Source organism: Mesorhizobium sp. CNPSo 4671, assembly GCF_057784245.1.
Map to the genome: position 1 here is coordinate 297972 of NZ_JBWLUW010000004.1, position 16865 is coordinate 314836.

A 16865-nucleotide genomic window follows, 5' to 3' on the forward strand; every position below is an offset into this window, starting at 1 on the left:
GCGGCAGCGCCCGTCCGCCAGCGTTGATAGTTGGCGAAACCAGAGACAGCATCCAATCTCCCCCCTTGAGGGGGAGATGCCCAGCAGGGCAGAGGGGGGTGCCTCGCGCATCCGCCGGTCCTTAGACCATGCACTTCGGTCCCCACCTCCTCCTTGCCGCCCTCGAAGGCCTTGTCACATCAGCCGTGCTTGCGCTGACCGCACTCGGGCTGTCGCTGGTGTTCGGTGTAATGCGGGTGGTCAATGTCGCGCATGGCGAGTTCTTCATGTTGGGCGCGGTGCTCGCCTGGGCGATCTCGACGGCGATATCGGGCCATCCGGCGCTCGGCTTCCTGGCGGCGCTGGTGATCGCGCCGCTGATTGTCGGCGCGATCGCGCTGGTCGCCGAGCGGCTGGTGCTGCGCCGGCTCAACTACAATCCGGAAGCCACCATCGTTGCCACGATCGGCATGCTCTACATCATCCAGCAGCTGGCACTGAGCTTCTATGGCCCCGAGGCGCGGCCCGTGGAGCCACCGTTCAGCTACCGCATCCTTTTGCCGTGGTTCGGCTATTCCGGCTACAAGCTGTCGATCATTGCGGCTTCCGCGCTTCTCTTGATCGCGACATGGCTGGTGCTGACGCGCACCAGGATCGGCCTCGTCATGCGCGCCACGCAATATGACAGCGAGACGGCGCAGGCCTTCGGCATCGCGGTCGGCCGAGTCTATGGCGGCGTCTTCGCGCTTGGCGCGATGCTGGCGGCGATTGCCGCGGTGCTGATCGTGCCGATCAGCCAGGCGCATTATCTGATGGGGCAGGATCCACTGCTGCTCTCCTTCATCGTCGTCATCATCGGCGGCCTCGGCTCGCTGCGCGGTACCGTCGTCGCCGCCGTGCTGATCGGCCTCTCCGACGGCATCATCTCGATGTTCTTCTCGCCGACCTTGGCCAAGATCATCGCCACGCTGCTGGTCGCCATGGTGCTGGTGTTCCGGCCGCAAGGCCTGTTCGGGACGGCATCGCGATGAGCGAAGCTTCGCCGGCAAAGGCTTATTCCCTGCATCTCGGCGTCATCGCCCTGCTCTTCATGCTGAGCTTCGTGTTGCCGGACTATTATCACGGCCTGCTTGCCCGCATCATGGTGCTGGCGGTGTTCGCCATGGGCTACAACATGCTGTTCGGCTATGTCGGCCTGCTCAGCCTCGGCCATGCCATGTTCTTCGGCGCCGGGCTTTACGGCGCCGGCCTTGCCATCATCCAGCTCGGCTGGAACGTGCCACTGGCCTTCCTCGGCGGGATTGCCTGTGGCGCGGTGCTGGCGCTGGCGATCGGCCTGCTGGCGCTACGCACCACGGGTGTCGCCTTCATGATCGTCACCATGATGTTCGCGCAGGTGTTTTATCTCTTGATCCTCTATTTCGCAACATGGACCGGCGGCGATCAGGGCCAGGTCGTGCCGCAGCCGGCGCGTGTGCTCAATTTCGGAGCGGCCACGCTCGATCTCACCAACCCTACCGTGCGCTACATGAGCGCGCTGGCGCTGTTCTCGCTCGTGCTTCTGGTGACGCTGGCGATTGTCCGCTCCCGCTACGGCCGCGTGCTGGTCGCCATCCGCGAGAACGAAGAACGCACGAAGATGCTGGGCTACGACACCTTCTCCAACAAGCTCATCGCCGTTGTCGTCTCCGGCACGATCTGCGCGGCCTCGGGGGCCGCCTATGCGCTGCTGTTCGGTTATGTCGGCTCGAGCTTCGCCTCGGTGCAATATTCGATCCTGCCGCTGCTGTGGGTGCTGCTCGGCGGTGCCGCCACAACGCTCGGGCCGCTGATCGGCACGGTCTTCATGTACTATGTCATCGACGTCACCAGCGGCTACACCTCGGCCTATCTGCTGATCGTCGGCGTGGCGCTGATCCTGCTGGTCCTGTTTTTCCCCAAAGGTGTTCTCGGCACCATCCGCCAGCGCTGGCTTGGGTGGTTGCCATGACGCCGCTTTTGACCACCAAGGGCCTGTCGCGCCATTTCGGCGGCCTGCGCGCCGTCGACAATGTCGACTTCACCTTGATGCCGGGCGAGATCCGCGCTGTCATCGGCCCCAACGGGGCAGGGAAAACCACCTTCGTCAGCCTGGTCAGTGGCCGCATCCAGCCTTCTTCGGGGGTGATCGTCTTCGGCGGCGCCGACATCACCGGCCAGCCGGCCTATGTCAGGGTGCGCCAGGGCATTGCCTACACGTTCCAGATCACCAGCGTCTTCGCCAATCTCAGTGCCTATGACAATGTCGCGCTGCCGGTGCAGCGCACGCTGAGCGATGGCCGATCGAAAGGCGCGGTGCGTGCCGGCGCCATGTCGGCGCTCGAACGCACGGGCCTGGCCGACCGCGCCCATATGCCGGCCGGGCAGTTGTCCTATGGCCACCAGCGCCTGCTGGAGGTGGCGATGGGCCTGGCACTGAAGCCACGCCTGCTGATCCTCGACGAACCGACGCAAGGGCTGGCCGACTCTGAGATCGACAATTTCATCACGCTTGTGCGTGACATCACCAGCAGCGCCACCGTGCTTCTGATCGAACACAACATGCCTGTCGTCATGCAGCTCGCCGACCGCATCACCGTCTTCAATGCCGGCAAGATTCTGGCCGAAGGCACGCCCGAGGCCATCCGCGACGACGCGGCGGTGCAGGAAGCCTATCTGGGGACCGCCCCATGAGTGAGACAAGCAAGGCCGAGACGGGCAAGGCGGAAGCATTGCGGATCGCCGGACTCGACTGCTTCTACGGCGAGGTACAGGTGCTTTACGGGCTCGACCTCGTGCTGAACGAGGGCGAGGTGCTGTGCCTGTTCGGCCGCAACGGCGCCGGCAAGACGACGACACTGAAGGCGATCATGGGACTGGTTCCTTCAAGTGCCGGCTCGATCAAGCTCGCCGGCAAGGAATTGACCGGCCTGCCGGCGCACGACGTGCCGAAGGCCGGCGTCGCCTATGTGCCGCAAGGCAGGCGGCTATTCGCCGAGATGACGGTGGCCGAAAACATCGAGATCGGGCTGATGGCGCGCGGCAAGGGCAAGGCCGTGCGCGAAAACGTCCTCGACCTCTTTCCGCTGCTGCGTCAGCGGCTGCGGCAACGTTCGGGCACCTTGTCCGGCGGTGAGCAGCAGATGCTGGCGATGGCGCGCGCGCTCTGCCTCGAACCGCAAGTGCTGCTGCTCGACGAGCCGACCGAAGGGCTGATGCCGTCGATGATCGCAAAGATCCGCGAGACGGTGTCGAAGCTGCGCGACATGGGTGTCTCGACCATCCTGGTCGAACAGCGGGTCGATGCCGTGCTGTCGGTCGCCGACCGCGTCTCGTTCATCGAGAACGGCCGCAATCGCGAGACGGTCGATGTCGAGGAATTGCGCGCGGATCCATCGGCGGTCAGGCGCTATGTCGGCGTTGGCTGATCAGCCGAAAAATAGAAGACCCGCAATCAAGAAGGTCGGGATCAGCACCGCTCCCGACCACGCCATATAGCCGAAGAAACCGGGCATCTCGACGCCACGCTGCCGGGCGATGGCATAGACCATGAAGTTGGGCGCATTGCCGATATAGGTGTTGGCGCCCATGAACACGGCGCCGGCCGAGATCGCCGCCAATGTTGAGGCGAATTCGGTCATCAGGTGGCGTGGGTCGCCGCCGGCAAGCTCGAAGAACACCAGATAGGTCGGCGCGTTGTCGAGGAAGGACGACAGTGCTCCGGTCAGCCAGAAATAGGCGAGATCGTTGGGTGTGCCTTGTGCCGAGGTGACGAGCGCGACCAGCGGCGCCAGCGCGCCCTCGTGGCCGGCCCTCAGGATCGCGATGACCGGTACGATGCAGATGAAGATGCCGGCAAACAATTTTGCCACTTCGGCGATCGGCCCCCAGTTGAAGCCGTTCGCCGCGCGGTATTCCCGGCGCGAAACCGCCAACGACACGAAGGCGAGCACCAGGATGATGGCGTCGCGCACCAGGTTCTGCAGTTCCAGCGTCACGCCTTGAATGGAGAAGGTGACGTCAGGTTTCCACGTCGCCGACAGCAGGATGGCGGCGATGACGCCGGCCAGCAGCGGAACGTTGGGCAGGCCGCGGATGCGAACCTTCGAATCCGGCGTCGGGTCCTTGATCTTCGGCGCTCCGGCCTCGCGCCGGTGCAGGATGATGTCGATCGCCAGGAATACCGCCAGCACCACACCGCCGACGAACAGCGTCTCCCGGTAGAGGTTTGCGGTCGTCCAGAAGAAATCGACGCCGCGCAGGAAGCCGACGAACAGCGGCGGGTCGCCGAGCGGCGTCAGCGAGCCACCAATGTTGGACACCAGGAAGATGAAGAAGACGACGACATGGGCGTTGAACGGCCTGTTGTCATTGGCGCGGATGATCGGCCGGATCAGGATCATTGAGGCGCCCGTCGTGCCGATGACCGAGGCGAGCAACGCGCCGACCAGCAGCAGCCCGGCATTGACCAGCGGCGTGCCGTGGATGTTGCCGGCGACCAGGATGCCGCCCGAAATGGTGAACAGCGCGAACAGCAGGATGATGAATGACATGTATTCGGTGAGCAGCGCATGCAGCACCGCCTCGGTCGCCGAAGGCAGACCGAAGGCAAGCGCCAGCGGCACGACCACAAACGCGGCCCAAAGGGCTGCGATCTTGCCGTAATGATGCTCCCAGACATGGGGAAACAGCAGCGGGCCGGTGGCGATCGACAACAGCAAGCCGGCGAAGGGCAGCGCCCACCACAGCGACATCGAGGCGCCGGGCAGGGCGTGTTCATCGGCCGCGAAGGCTGCCCCCGGAAACAGCATGGCGAAGGCGATCGCCGCAGCCGTCATGATGCCTGCGCTGATCCGCGAAAAGCCCCCCTGATGCCCCACCGTCGGTTCAGTCCGACAGATGGTCTTCAAGCGTCACGCCGGCGTCGCGCATGCGCCGCAGCATGGCATCAAGCGAGCCGTTGAGGTCGATGCCACGGCAGGCATCGAGCCGGACGGTGGTTTTGAAACCCTGGCTGACGGCATCCAGCGCCGAAAAGCCGACACAGAAATCGGTCGCCAGGCCGACCAGGGTGATGGCGTCGATGCCGCGTTCCCTGAGGTAGCCCCCGAGGCCGGTCGGCGTCGTGTGGTCGTTCTCGAAGAAGGCCGAATAGCTGTCTATTGCGGGGCGAAACCCCTTGCGGATGACGAGTTCGGCCTTGGTCCAGGCAAGGCCGGAATGGAAATCCGAACCGAGGCTGCCCTGGATGCAATGGTCCGGCCATAAAGTCTGCTGGCCATAGGGCATTTCGATCATGGTGAAAGGCTGTGCGCCCGGATGGCTGGAGGCAAAGCTGGAATGGCCGGCAGGGTGCCAGTCCTGCGTCAGCACGACATGGTCGGCGTGCCGGATCATATCATTGACCAGCGGCACGATCTCGTCGCCGCCGGTCACGGCCAACGCGCCGCCCGGGCAAAAATCGTTCTGCAGGTCGATGACAACAAGCGCTTCGTCGGCCATTGGGCCTCCTTCTTCTCTGCGTTGGGCTCGGGCTCCAGTAGAAAGATGCCGCTGACGCGACCGGAGGCAGAAACTTGACCAGATGGCCGGCCGCGTCAACCTCCGATGGCGTAACAATCTTGTTGCCTGCCCCTCGGCAAGCACGACAGCCCAAACTCTGGCTTTGACAATTTCACCCGGCTTGATATCATTTGCATACGAATGAATTTCCGGTTTTGCAAACCGGCAAGATCATGCCTGGGGTAAACGCCCCGGGAGGGCCATTTCGGGGAAGGCCCACTCTTTGGGAAGGCAAAGCGTGATCCGTTACGCGAAACCCACCACGGTCGACGAGGCGCTCGCGCTGCTTGGCGAGGGCGCGTGGCGCGTTCTTGCCGGCGGTACGGATTTCTATCCGGCGCAAGGCGCGAAGCCGTTCCGCGACAATGTCCTCGACATCAACGGCCTCGCCGCGCTGCGCGGCATCGCCGAGACGGATGACCACTTTGTCATCGGCGCGCGCACGACGTGGACAGACATCATCCGCCATCCCTTGCCGCCAGCCTTCGACGCGCTGAAACAGGCCGCGCGCGAGGTCGGTTCACCGCAAATCCAGAACGTCGCTTCCGTCGCCGGCAATCTCTGCAACGCCTCGCCGGCCGCCGATGGCGTGCCTGGCCTGCTCGTGCTTGACGCCGAGGTCGAGCTGCGTTCGGCAACGACGACGCGCCATCTGCCCTTGCCGGATTTCATTCTCGGCAACCGCCGCACGGCCATGCAGCCTGGCGAAATGATGACGGCTATCCGCGTGCCGAAACCTGCCGCCAGCGGCACGTCCGCCTTCGTCAAGCTCGGCGCCCGGCGCTACCTCGTCATTTCCATTGCCATGGTGGCGGCGCGTCTGGCCGTTGAGAACGGCACTGTCATTGAGGCAGCAATCGCCGTGGGATCGTGTTCGGCTGTCGCCAAGCGGCTTGCCGGCGTCGAGGCCGCCATACGCGGGTTGCCGGCCGATCATGGGTTCGCCGATGCGATCCAGTCCGCGCCGATGACGGAACTGTCGCCGATCGCCGATGTGCGTGGCAGCGCTGAGTATCGGCTGGATGCCGTGCGCGAGATCGTCGCGCGGGCCGTGCTGACGGCGGCCGGACCGACAAACGATCATATGGTGGCGGCGGCATGAGACAAGCTCAGCCTGACATGAACCAGGTTCTGCCTGAAGTGGATGAAGCTCAGCTCGATCTGCGTAGGGTCCCGCCTGGCCTCGGCTTTGAACGAACAGACATTGCCTTCGCGGTCAATGGCGCCGCCGTCTCGGTCAACGTGCCGCCGCTGCGCCGGCTGTCCCAGGTGCTGCGTGACGAGTTGCGGCTCACCGGCACCAAGGTTGGCTGCGACGCCGGCGATTGCGGCGCCTGTACGGTGCTGGTCGACGGCGATCCGGTCTGCGCCTGCCTGATGCCTGCGGCCTCGGCCGCCGGTGCTTCGGTGACAACAGTGGAGGGGCTCGCCAATGGCCGGCTGTCAGCGCTGCAGGCCTCTTTCCTCGCCCATGGCGCGGCGCAATGCGGCATCTGCACGCCGGCGCTGCTGGTCGCGGCAACAGCGCTGCTGGATACGAAGCCGAACCCGACGGAGACCGAGGTGCAGGATGCCCTGGGCGGTATTTTGTGTCGCTGTACCGGCTACCGGAAGATCATCGCGGCGGTGATGGAGGCTTCTCAGCAGGCAGCAAGCCTCGATTTCTGCCTGCCCCAGTCCGGCCACGCCGTTGGCGCGTCGCCCGTCAGGCTCGACGGCCTGCCAAAGGTGACCGGGGCTGAGAAATTCGGCAGCGATTCCTTCCCGGCCGATGCGCTTGCCGTGCTGGTGGTCCGTTCGCCGCATTATCACGCCAGCTTCGCCTTCGGCGATCTCGACGGCTGGGCCAAAGCGCATCCCGGCGTCGTTGGTGTCTTCACGGCGGCCGACATTCCGGGCAAAAACTGTTTCGGCGTCATTGCCCCGTTCGCCGACCAGCCGGCGCTGGCCGAAGGGTTTGCGCGGCTGCGCGGCGAGGCGGTGGCGGTCATCGCCGGCGAGCGCGAGGCGATGCTCGATCTCGATCTGTCGGATTTCCCGGTCCACTGGACCGAACTGCCGCATGTGCTGCAGCCCGGCGAAGCGCAGGCCGAGGGTGCGGCGCTGATCCATCGGAACCGCCCTTCGAACCTGCTGACCTCCGGCTTCGTCGAGCGCGGTGACCCCGAGGCGGCGCTTGCCAATGCGGCCGCTACGGTGACGGGCGTGATCGACACCTCCTATGTCGAGCACGCCTATATCGAGCCGGAAGCCGGCTATGCTTACCTTGATGGCGACACGCTGGTTGTCGTTGCCTGCACCCAGGCGCCTTACATGGACCGCGATGACACCGCCAAGGTGCTCGGCCTTGCCGTCGACAAGGTGCGCATCGTGCCGACCGCCACCGGCGGCGGCTTCGGCTCGAAACTCGACGTTTCGCTGCAGCCGCTGATCGGCCTCGTGGCGCTGAAGACCGGACGGCCGGCGGCACTTGCCTACACCCGCAACGAATCGATGATGTCGACCACCAAGCGCCATCCCTCGGAGATGAAGGCGACCATCGGCGCCGACGCCAACGGCCATGTCACCGGCATGATCTTTGCCGGCGATTTCAACACCGGCGCCTATGCCAGCTGGGGCCCGACGGTGGCCAACCGCGTACCGGTACATGCTTCCGGCCCCTATGCGACGCCGAACTACCGTGCCGAGGGCCGTGCCGTCCACACGCATGGCCCGATCTCCGGCGCTTTCCGTGGGTTCGGCGTGCCGCAGGCGACGATCATGCAAGAGACGCTCTATGACGAGTTGGCCGGCAAGCTTGGCATCGACCGGCTCGAATTTCGCCTGAGAAACTGCCTTCGGAACGGATCCGAAACGGTTACCGGGCAGCTTCTGGGGTCCGGCGTGGGCATTGCCGAATGTCTCGAGGCGCTGCGGCCGCATTGGGCGCGTGCGACGGCCGACGTGGATGCTTTCAACAGCGCCAATCGGGATAAAAAACGCGGCGTTGGCGTCGCGTCCTGCTGGTATGGCTGCGGCAACACTTCCCTGCCCAATCCGTCGACCATCCGGGTCGGCATCGCGGCCGACGGCACCGTCATCCTGCACCAGGGCGCCGTCGATGTCGGCCAGGGCTCCAACACCGTCATCACCCAGATCTGCGCCGACGCGCTTGGCCTGCCGCTGGAAAGATTCCGGTTGAAGAGCGCCGACACGGCAATCAGCCCCGATGCCGGCAAGACGTCCGCATCGCGCCAGACTTTTGTGACCGGCAAGGCGACCGAAAAAGCCGGCCGCGCCTTGCGCGACAAGATCCTGCGTTTTGCCAATGTCTCCGAAAAGGCGTCTCTGCAACTGGACGGCGCGGCGATTGTCATCCGCGAGGGCGAGGCCACCCGCCGCATCGATCTCGCTACGCTCGATGTGGACGCCGATGGTTTTGTCTTCCGCGCCGAAGAGACCTATGATCCGCCAACGCTGCCGCTCGATGCCAAGGGCCAGGGCAAGCCCTATGCGGTCTATGGCTATGGCGCGCAGATCGCCGAACTCGAGGTCGATCTCAAGCTCGGCACGGTGAAGCTGCTGAAGATCACCGCCGCGCATGATGTCGGCAAGGCGATCAACCCGCTGCTGGTCGAAGGTCAGATCGAGGGCGGCATCGCGCAAGGCATCGGCATGGCGCTGATGGAGGAATACATTCCCGGCCGCACCGAGAATTTGCACGATTATCTCATCCCGACCATCGGCGACGTGCCGCCGATCGAGACCATTCTGGTCGAGGTTCCCGATCCCGAGGGGCCGTTCGGCGCCAAGGGGCTGGGCGAGCATGTGCTGATCCCGACGGCGCCGGCGATCCTCAACGCCATCCGCCACGCCACCGGCGTGCTCATCACCAAGGTTCCGGCGACGCCGACTCGCATCCGCGCTGGCATCCGTGAAAAGGAGGCACGCGTATGAGCGAGCTTGCCGAGCGTTTCGAGACCCATGATCCCGGCGAGAAGCAGGTGGCGGAGAAGATCCGCTGCGATGCCTGCCCGGTCATGTGCTACATCGCCGATGGCCGCACCGGCGCCTGCGACCGCTATGGCAATTCCGGCGGCCGGATCGTGCGCATGGATCCGCTGACCATTCTCGACCATGCGGCAGAAACCGGCGCGGCAATCGTGCCTTTCGTTGCTGAAGGGGAGGCATGGGATGGCGAACTGGTCAACACCGGGCGCCGCTTCGTCACGGCAATAGGCGCCGGCACCACTTATCCGGACTACAAACCGGCGCCGTTCATCGTCAGCCAGGAAGTCGAGGGCGTCGATCTCGTCACCGTCGTCACCGAAGGCATTTTTTCGTATTGCGGCGTCAAGGTGAAGATCGACACCGACCGTCATCTTGGACCCGAAACGGCTGTCGTGCGCTCGCAGGGCGAGGCGATCGGCCATGTCACCACGGGCGAGTATGGTTCGCAGATGCTGTCGCTGGGCGGCGTGCATCATTTGACCGGCGGCTCCAAGGCGGAAGGCCGCGCCACCTGCGACGCGCTGCTCAATCTGTGCAACCGCAAGCCGGTGGAACTGACCATCGATGGCGGCGCCACCATCATCGTCGAAGCCGGCAAACCACCTGTCATCGACGGCAAGCAGGAACACCGCATGCGCGTCGGCTGCGGCTCGGCGACCATCGGCATGTTCGCAACGCAATGGCGCGGGCTGGTCGACGAGGTGGTGGTGGTCGACGACCATATCACCGGCGTCGTCTCCGAGCATCAGGCCGGCAAGGTGCTGGGTTGGCAGGATACGGGGATCAAAATCATTGGCCGCCGCTCGACGCCGGGCCGCTATTTCAAGGTCTCCGAGCCCGGCCTCGGCTGGGGCGGCACCTCGATTTCCGACCCGCTGTCGATCCTCGGGGAATGGAACGCCAAGAAGGGCGCGCGGCCGGGCCTGTCGCTGCTGATGGTTTCGACCACCGGCGAGCAGTTCGCCTATTTCGAACTCGACGACGAATTGAAGCCCGTCGAAAAACCGTTTCCGGAGCGGCTGCAGAAGTCGGTCAATCTGATCGAGGACAATTGCGAGCCGGCCTTGTGCACCGTGCTGTTCATCGGCGGCGCCGGCGGCTCGCTGCGCGCCGGCGTCACTGAAAACCCGGTCAATCTCACCCGTTCGGTGCAAGGCCTGAAGACCTATGTGACGGTCGGCGGCGCGCCGGTCTATGTCTGGCCGGGCGGCGGCATCACGCTGATGGTCGACGTGACGCGCGTGCCGGAAGGGGCCTTCGGCTATGTGCCGACTCCGGCGCTGGTGGCGCCGATAGAGTTCACCTTGCGCCGCGACGACTATGTCAGGCTCGGCGGCTACGAGGCCGAGATCCGCAGTGTCGAGGATATCGTCGCCAAGGGCGGCGAATACCTCAACCCGCGCCACGGCACCGGTGCACCGTCCGATAATCCATGGCCGCCGCTGGCGCAGTTGCGGCGCGCCCCGTCGAACGGAGCCTGACGATGGACGGCCCGCAGGCGCATTGGCTGCAGGACGGCAAGCGGCTGCATCTCAACCATGGGCCGATCGATCTGATCGTCGAGGCCTTTGGCGAGGCGCGGGAATGCCGCCTGGCCTATGAGCAAGCTGTCGCGCGTTTCCAGACGATCCTGATCGAGCTGGTCCGGGAGCTTCCCGAATTGCGGCTCCCGGCATTTTTCCTGGCCCCGCGCGCCTTCGACGGGCCGACGGCGCGCCGCATGGAAGCGGCCGTCATGCCGCTGGCGGAATGTTTCATCACACCGATGGCCGCCGTCGCGGGATCGGTAGCCGACGAAATGCTCGCCGCATTGCTTGCCGGCCGCAGGCTCGAGCGCGCCTATGTCAACAATGGCGGCGACAGTGCCCTTCACATCGGCAAGGGCCGATGGATGGGTCTGGCGGTCGCCGGCACCGGGAACGGCATGGCCGACCGGATCACGATCCGCGCCGAAGATGGCGTTCGCGGCGTCGCCACCAGCGGCTGGCGCGGCCGTTCCTTCTCGCTTGGCATTGCAGACGCCGTCACCGTGCTGGCGCGGACCGGCGCCGAGGCCGATGCGGCGGCGACGCTCATCGCCAATGCGGTCGACCTGCCCGGCAATCCCGCCATCAAGCGCATTCCCGCGCAGGACCTCGCGCCCGACAGCGATCTTGGCCCGCGTCTGGTGACACAAAGCGTCGGCTCGCTTGCGGCCAGCGATGTGGCGCGGGCGCTGGACAATGGCCTTGCCGTCGCCGAAGATTTTCGCCGGCGCGGCCTGATTGCCGGATCGGCGCTGTTTCTTGGCGGCGAGGCCCGCATCAGTGGTTCCGTGGCGCTTGCCGCGCCCAAAAAAAATCCGAGGGAGGAAGTTGCCCATGCCTGAGTTTCCGATCCGCAAGATCGCGGTGCTGAGCGAAGAGATATTTCACGAAGGCGGGCCGGTCGCGGACGTGCCGCGGCGGCGTGCCGCGGCCATGGCCGTGGTCAAGAACCCGTTCGCCGGGCGCTATGTCGAGGATCTACAGAGCGCCATGGACGATCTGAAGCCGCTCGGCCTGCTGCTTTCCGACCGGTTGATCGCGGCACTGGGCGGCGACGTCAAGCAGATCGACGGCTACGGCAAGGGTGCCATCGTCGGCACGGCGGGCGAGCTGGAGCATGGCGCGCTCTGGCACGTGCCCGGCGGCTACGCCATGCGCGAACGGCTCGGCGACGCCAAGGCGATCGTGCCCTCGGCCAAAAAGGTCGGCGCCTTCGGCTCGAAGCTGGACGTGCCGCTCGGCCACATCAACGCCGCCTATGTGCGCAGCCATTTCGACACCATGGAAGTCGGCATCAGCGACGGCCCGCGCCCCGACGAGATCTTGTTCTGCCTGGCCATGACCTGCGGCCCGCGCATCCACAACCGCATGGGTGGCCTTGCCGCCGACGGCATCAAGGCCTGGGACGGACTGCGGTGAGCGGCGGGGAGCTCAAGCTGGTCGAGGCCGAAGAGCCTGAGGAACATGATTACCTCCTGCAAGAGCAGGTCGGCTTCATCCTGCGCAAGGCGCACCAGCGCCATGTCTCTATCTTCGCCGCGCATATCGGCGACCTGACGCCGCCGCAATTCGCCGCACTCGCCAAGCTGCGCGATGTCGGCGAGACCTCGCAGAACCAGCTCGGCACGCTGATCGCGATGGATGCCGCGACGGTGAAAGGCGTTATCGACCGGCTGAAGGCGCGCGGCCTGGTCGAGCTTTCCAAGCATGAGGTCGACAAAAGGCGGCTGCTGGTCAATCTGACCGCCGAAGGCCGCGACGCCATCGAACGCCTGATCCCGCTGGCGCGCGAGATCACCAGGGAAACGCTGGCGCCGCTCTCGGCCAAGGAGATCGCCAACTTCATGAAGCTGCTGGCCAAGCTGGCGTAGTCTCCTCCTGCCGGACGCCGATCGGCGCCCGGCAGAAGCTTATCGTTTCACAGGCCGTTGTCTTTCAGCACCTGGGCGGCGTTTTCCTTGGTGATCTTTTCGGTCGGCAGCGTGATGGTCTTTTCGACCTTCTCGCCGTTGAGGAACTTGATCGCCTGGCGCAGGCCCTCCGCGCCCGGGGTCACATAGGTGAAGGTCGCCGTCAGCTCGCCCTTGTTCACCATTTGCACGCCTTCATTGGGCAGGCCGTCAATGCCGATGAACTTGATGTCCTTCTCGCGGCCGACATCCTTGGCGGCGAGATAGGCGCCATAGGCCATCGGGTCGTTGTGGCCGTAGACGAGATCGATCTTCTCATTGGTTTTCAGCGCGTTGGCCATCAGATTGTAGGCCTGGTCCTGCTTCCAGTCGCCCGACTGCTGGTCGAGCAGGTACTTGATGCCCGGTTCCTTGTCGGTGAATTCGTGGAAGCCGTCATGGCGGTCATGTGCCGGCTGGGTGCCCATGCCGCCCCAGATCTCGACGACATTGCCCGCCGCCTTGCCCTTGCCGCCGAGCAGTTCGACGGCATATTCGCCGGCCGCGCGGCCGATCAGCTTGTTGTCGCCGCCGACGAACTGCGTGAAATCCTTGGTGTCGACATTGCGGTCGAGCACGAAGACCGGGATCTTGGCGTCGATGGCCTGCTGCACGACGCCGGTCAGGCCGGCGGATTCCTTCGGCGACACCAAAAGCGCGTCGACCTCCTGGCGGATCAAGTTCTCGACATCGGCGACCTGCTTCTCGGTCTTGTCCTCGCCGTCGGTAATGATCAGCTCGACCTCGGGATGCTTGGCGGCTTCGGCAATGATGTCCTTGTTGAACTGGGCGCGCCAGGGCTCGATGGTGGTCACCTGCGAGAAGCCGATCTTCCACTTCTTGTCCTGGGCGAAGGCATTGCTCGAGAGCAGCGCGGTGGTGGTCAAAAGTGCCGCTCCGACGGCGGCAAGCTTCAGCATGTCACGTCGTGTCATTTCTTGTTTCCTCCGAGATTGAGAGACGGGGTCTCTTGCGACGGTCGCTTTGCCGCGGCCGTTTCCTTGCGCGCCGCTTGCCCGCCGGGCAGACGCAGATAGGCCAGGAGATCACCGGCATTGCGCTCCTGCACGAGCACGGTGCCGATGATGATCATCCCCTTCAGCACCAGCTGAAGGTTCGAATTGATGTTGTGGAGCTGCAAGATGTTGGAGAGCAGCCCGAAGATCAGCACGCCACAGAAGGTGCCTATGAGACTGCCGCGTCCGCCCATCAGGCTGGTGCCACCGATGACCACGGCGGCGATGGCGTCGAGTTCCAGTCCGGCGCCGGCATCGGGCTTGCCTTGCCGGTACTGCGCCACGTAGAGCACGGCGGCGATGCCGGCGAGCAGACCGGAGACGGCATAGGTGGCGATCTTGACGCGGCCGGCGGCGATGCCTGAAAGCCTAGCCGCCTCCTCATTGCCGCCAATGGCATAGACATAGCGGCCGAACGGCGTGAAGCGCAGCACCGCGCCATAGATCAGAATGGCGCCGAGGAAGAACAGGCCGGGCATCGGGATGACGCCGAACACCAGCGAGCGCAGCATCTCGAAATCGGCGGTGGCGTTCGAGCCGGTGTAGACGGGCAGCACCGCATTGTTCTGGCCGGCGGTAAGCCGGGCGATACCGAGCGCCGTCACCATCATCGCCAGGGTGACGATGAAGGGCTGCAGCCGTCCGGCAACGATGATGAAGCCGTTGATGGCACCAAACAGCAGGCCGACGCAGGGCGCCACCAACAGCACGCCGAGCACGCCGAATTTGGGCTCGATCTGCGGCAGCAGGTACCATAGCGACAGGCCGCACAGAACCACGCCGACGATAGCAGGCGTGACCAGGCCGCGACCATTGTCCAGCGGGACATCGCGCGCGGCGGCGTCAGGACCGGCGCGGGATTTTTGCAAATTGAGGAAGATGAAGCGGGTGACGACGAAGCCGAGGCAAAGCGCCACCAGGGCAACGGTCGGCACGCCCAGCACGACACCCGGCGTCACGCCGGGCACCGTCAGCAGCATGGCGCAGACCACAGAGCAGATGGCCATCAGCGAGCCGACGGAAAGATCGATGCCGCCGGTGATGATCACCGCCGTCATGCCGGTGGCGATCAGCCCGGTGGTCGACACCTGGCGCAGCACGTCGAGCAGATTGCCATAGGACAGGAAGATGTTGTTGCCCTTGGAACTCACCGGCGAGCCCAGCACGCCGATCAGGAAGATGGCGATCAGGCCCCAATAGAGCTTGGTCCGGGACAGGAGTTTCAGAGCGGTCATGCTGCTGGTCTCGACAAGGTGCGGCGTGGGGCGGCGAGGCGCATGATGGCCTCTTCGCTGGCCGCGCCGCGTGAAAGGATGCCGGTCTGGCGGCCGTCAGCCATCACCAGGATGCGATCCGACAGATGCAGCAATTCCGGCAGTTCGGAGCTGATGACGGCGATGGCGAGGCCATCGCGCGCCAGCTGGAAGATGAGGTCGTAGATCTCGCGCTTGGCGCCGACATCGATGCCGCGTGTCGGCTCGTCGAGCAGAAGCACTCTTGGCCTCGTCGCCAGCCACTTGCCGATGACGACCTTCTGCTGGTTGCCGCCCGACAACGTGCCGGCAGGCTGGTCGATGTCCTGGCAGCGTATGCCGAGCGCCTTGACCGCCTGCCGCGCCAGCCTTTGTTCGCCCGCCAGCGAGCGGATGCCGAAACGCGCCAGCGATCCGACCAGCGGCAGCGCCACATTGTCCGTGATCGAGGCCTGCAGGTGCAGGCCTTGCGTCTTGCGGTCCTCAGTGACCAGCGCAATGCCCAGGCGCCTGGCATCGCGCGGCGAGCGGATATCCACGGGCAGCCCGTCGAGCCGGATCTTGCCGCCGGTCCGGCCGTCGCTTGAGCCGAAGATCGCTTCCATGATCTCGGTGCGGCCCGAGCCCAGAAGGCCGCCTATGCCGAGGATTTCTCCGGCGGCCAGATCGAAGCTGACGCTGTCGATCACCTGCCGCCAGCCTTGGCGGTCGGGCTTCGACAGCGACAGATCGCTGACCGAAAGCACGGTCCTGCCGCCGGGATCCCGCTCGTCCTGGGAGGATGCGAGCAGGTCCCGTCCGACCATCGCCGAGATGATGGCATTCTCGTCGAGCTCGGCCATCGGCCGCGTCAGCACATGGCGACCGTCGCGGAAGACGGTGACACGGCCGGCCAGATGCATGACCTCGTCGATGCGGTGCGAGATGTAGACGATGGCGACACCGCTCTCGGCAAGCTGGCGGATGATGCGGAACAGCCGCTGGCATTCGGCCGGCGACAGTGCCGAGGTCGGCTCGTCCATGATCAGGATGCGCGCCGCCATCGACAGCGCCTTGGCGATCTCGACCAGCTGCTGTTCGCCGACGCGCAGGGCGCCGACGCGCGCTTCGGGATCGAGTTCGATGCCGAGCCGCTGCAGAAGGGCGCCCGCGGCACGGCTGCTCGCTTTGCGATCGACGATCAGCCCGGCGATCAGTTTTTCGCGTCCAAGGAAGATGTTGTCGGCGACGCTGAGTTCCGGCACCAGGTTGAGCTCCTGGTGGATGATGGCGATGCCGGCATCCTCGGCCTCGCGCACGCCGGCGAAGCTGACCGGCCGCCCATCGACGCTGACCGTGCCTTCGTAGCCGGTGTAGACGCCGGAGAGGATCTTCATCAGCGTCGACTTGCCGGCGCCGTTCTCGCCCATCAGCGCATGGACCTCGCCACGCCGCAATTCGAAGCCGACATCGACCAGAGCGGCAATGCCGCCGAAGCTCTTGGAAATGCGGTCGGCACTCAGGACGACGCCGGAACGGTCCGCCGCAGCATGCCCATGGGCGATGGAATCCCTGTGCTCCATGACAATGGCG

Annotated in this window: 15 protein-coding genes; 10 read left to right on the forward strand and 5 right to left on the reverse strand. The window is 65.1% G+C overall.

Annotated features, from left to right (window positions below; all coding sequences use genetic code 11):
- Window positions 1-128 precede the first annotated feature (128 nt).
- Genes AC04SF_RS13535 through AC04SF_RS13550 form a run of 4 tightly spaced genes read left to right on the forward strand, consistent with a single transcriptional unit; the run spans window position 129 to window position 3425 of the window.
- Window positions 129-1010, forward strand: a complete 882-nt coding sequence (locus AC04SF_RS13535; RefSeq protein ID WP_096452504.1) for a branched-chain amino acid ABC transporter permease — start codon at window positions 129-131, stop codon at window positions 1008-1010.
- The gene (locus AC04SF_RS13540; protein WP_488478203.1) at window positions 1007-1969 is read left to right on the forward strand and encodes a branched-chain amino acid ABC transporter permease; all 963 of its coding nucleotides are present in this window, start codon (window positions 1007-1009) and stop codon (window positions 1967-1969) included. The genes AC04SF_RS13535 and AC04SF_RS13540 overlap by 4 nt, the downstream gene beginning before the upstream one ends.
- The gene (locus tag AC04SF_RS13545) at window positions 1966-2691 is read left to right on the forward strand and encodes an ABC transporter ATP-binding protein (protein ID WP_488478204.1); all 726 of its coding nucleotides are present in this window, start codon (window positions 1966-1968) and stop codon (window positions 2689-2691) included. Before AC04SF_RS13540 ends, AC04SF_RS13545 begins: the two co-directional genes overlap by 4 nt.
- Window positions 2688-3425: an ABC transporter ATP-binding protein gene (locus tag AC04SF_RS13550; RefSeq protein ID WP_488478205.1), complete on the forward strand. Its 738-nt coding sequence runs from the start codon at window positions 2688-2690 to the stop codon at window positions 3423-3425. Before AC04SF_RS13545 ends, AC04SF_RS13550 begins: the two co-directional genes overlap by 4 nt.
- Here AC04SF_RS13550 and AC04SF_RS13555 read toward each other — a convergent pair whose 3' ends face one another.
- The gene (locus tag AC04SF_RS13555; protein WP_488478206.1) at window positions 3426-4835 is read right to left on the reverse strand and encodes a sodium:proton antiporter; all 1410 of its coding nucleotides are present in this window, start codon (window positions 4833-4835) and stop codon (window positions 3426-3428) included.
- A gap of 49 nt (window positions 4836-4884) precedes the next feature.
- Window positions 4885-5499 (reverse strand): bifunctional nicotinamidase/pyrazinamidase, encoded by a 615-nt coding sequence (pncA, locus tag AC04SF_RS13560; protein ID WP_202351950.1) that lies wholly within the window; start codon window positions 5497-5499, stop codon window positions 4885-4887.
- Window positions 5500-5797: 298 nt separating this feature from the next.
- On the opposite strand from pncA, the gene AC04SF_RS13565 reads away from it, so the two are divergent.
- From AC04SF_RS13565 to AC04SF_RS13590, 6 genes are read left to right on the forward strand one after another with little or no spacing between them, the layout of a single operon-like run.
- A complete protein-coding gene (locus tag AC04SF_RS13565) occupies window positions 5798-6661 on the forward strand; it encodes an FAD binding domain-containing protein (RefSeq protein ID WP_488478207.1) in 864 nt (287 codons plus the stop codon).
- Window positions 6662-6678: 17 nt separating this feature from the next.
- A complete protein-coding gene (locus AC04SF_RS13570) occupies window positions 6679-9495 on the forward strand; it encodes a molybdopterin-dependent oxidoreductase (protein ID WP_488478602.1) in 2817 nt (938 codons plus the stop codon).
- Window positions 9492-11030: a 6-hydroxynicotinate reductase gene (locus AC04SF_RS13575; RefSeq protein WP_488478208.1), complete on the forward strand. Its 1539-nt coding sequence runs from the start codon at window positions 9492-9494 to the stop codon at window positions 11028-11030. The genes AC04SF_RS13570 and AC04SF_RS13575 overlap by 4 nt, the downstream gene beginning before the upstream one ends.
- Window positions 11031-11032: 2 nt before the next feature.
- A complete protein-coding gene (locus AC04SF_RS13580; RefSeq protein ID WP_488478209.1) occupies window positions 11033-11917 on the forward strand; it encodes a UPF0280 family protein in 885 nt (294 codons plus the stop codon).
- Window positions 11910-12494 (forward strand): amino acid synthesis family protein, encoded by a 585-nt coding sequence (locus tag AC04SF_RS13585; RefSeq protein WP_488478210.1) that lies wholly within the window; start codon window positions 11910-11912, stop codon window positions 12492-12494. The genes AC04SF_RS13580 and AC04SF_RS13585 overlap by 8 nt, the downstream gene beginning before the upstream one ends.
- Entirely contained in the window at window positions 12491-12946 is a 456-nt protein-coding gene (locus AC04SF_RS13590) for a MarR family winged helix-turn-helix transcriptional regulator (RefSeq protein WP_488478211.1), read from the forward strand. Before AC04SF_RS13585 ends, AC04SF_RS13590 begins: the two co-directional genes overlap by 4 nt.
- 47 nt (window positions 12947-12993) lie before the next feature.
- Here the strand turns inward: AC04SF_RS13590 and AC04SF_RS13595 are convergent, their stop codons facing one another.
- From AC04SF_RS13595 to AC04SF_RS13605, 3 genes are read right to left on the reverse strand one after another with little or no spacing between them, the layout of a single operon-like run.
- Window positions 12994-13959 carry a substrate-binding domain-containing protein gene (locus AC04SF_RS13595; protein ID WP_488478212.1) on the reverse strand — a complete coding sequence of 322 codons (966 nt, stop codon included), beginning with the start codon at window positions 13957-13959 and terminating at the stop codon, window positions 12994-12996.
- Window positions 13956-15275 carry an ABC transporter permease gene (locus tag AC04SF_RS13600; protein ID WP_488478213.1) on the reverse strand — a complete coding sequence of 440 codons (1320 nt, stop codon included), beginning with the start codon at window positions 15273-15275 and terminating at the stop codon, window positions 13956-13958. Before AC04SF_RS13600 ends, AC04SF_RS13595 begins: the two co-directional genes overlap by 4 nt.
- On the reverse strand, window positions 15272-16855 hold the full coding sequence (locus tag AC04SF_RS13605) for a sugar ABC transporter ATP-binding protein (protein WP_488478603.1): 1584 nt from the start codon (window positions 16853-16855) through the stop codon (window positions 15272-15274). The genes AC04SF_RS13600 and AC04SF_RS13605 overlap by 4 nt, the downstream gene beginning before the upstream one ends.
- Between the last annotated feature and the right edge of the window lie 10 nt (window positions 16856-16865).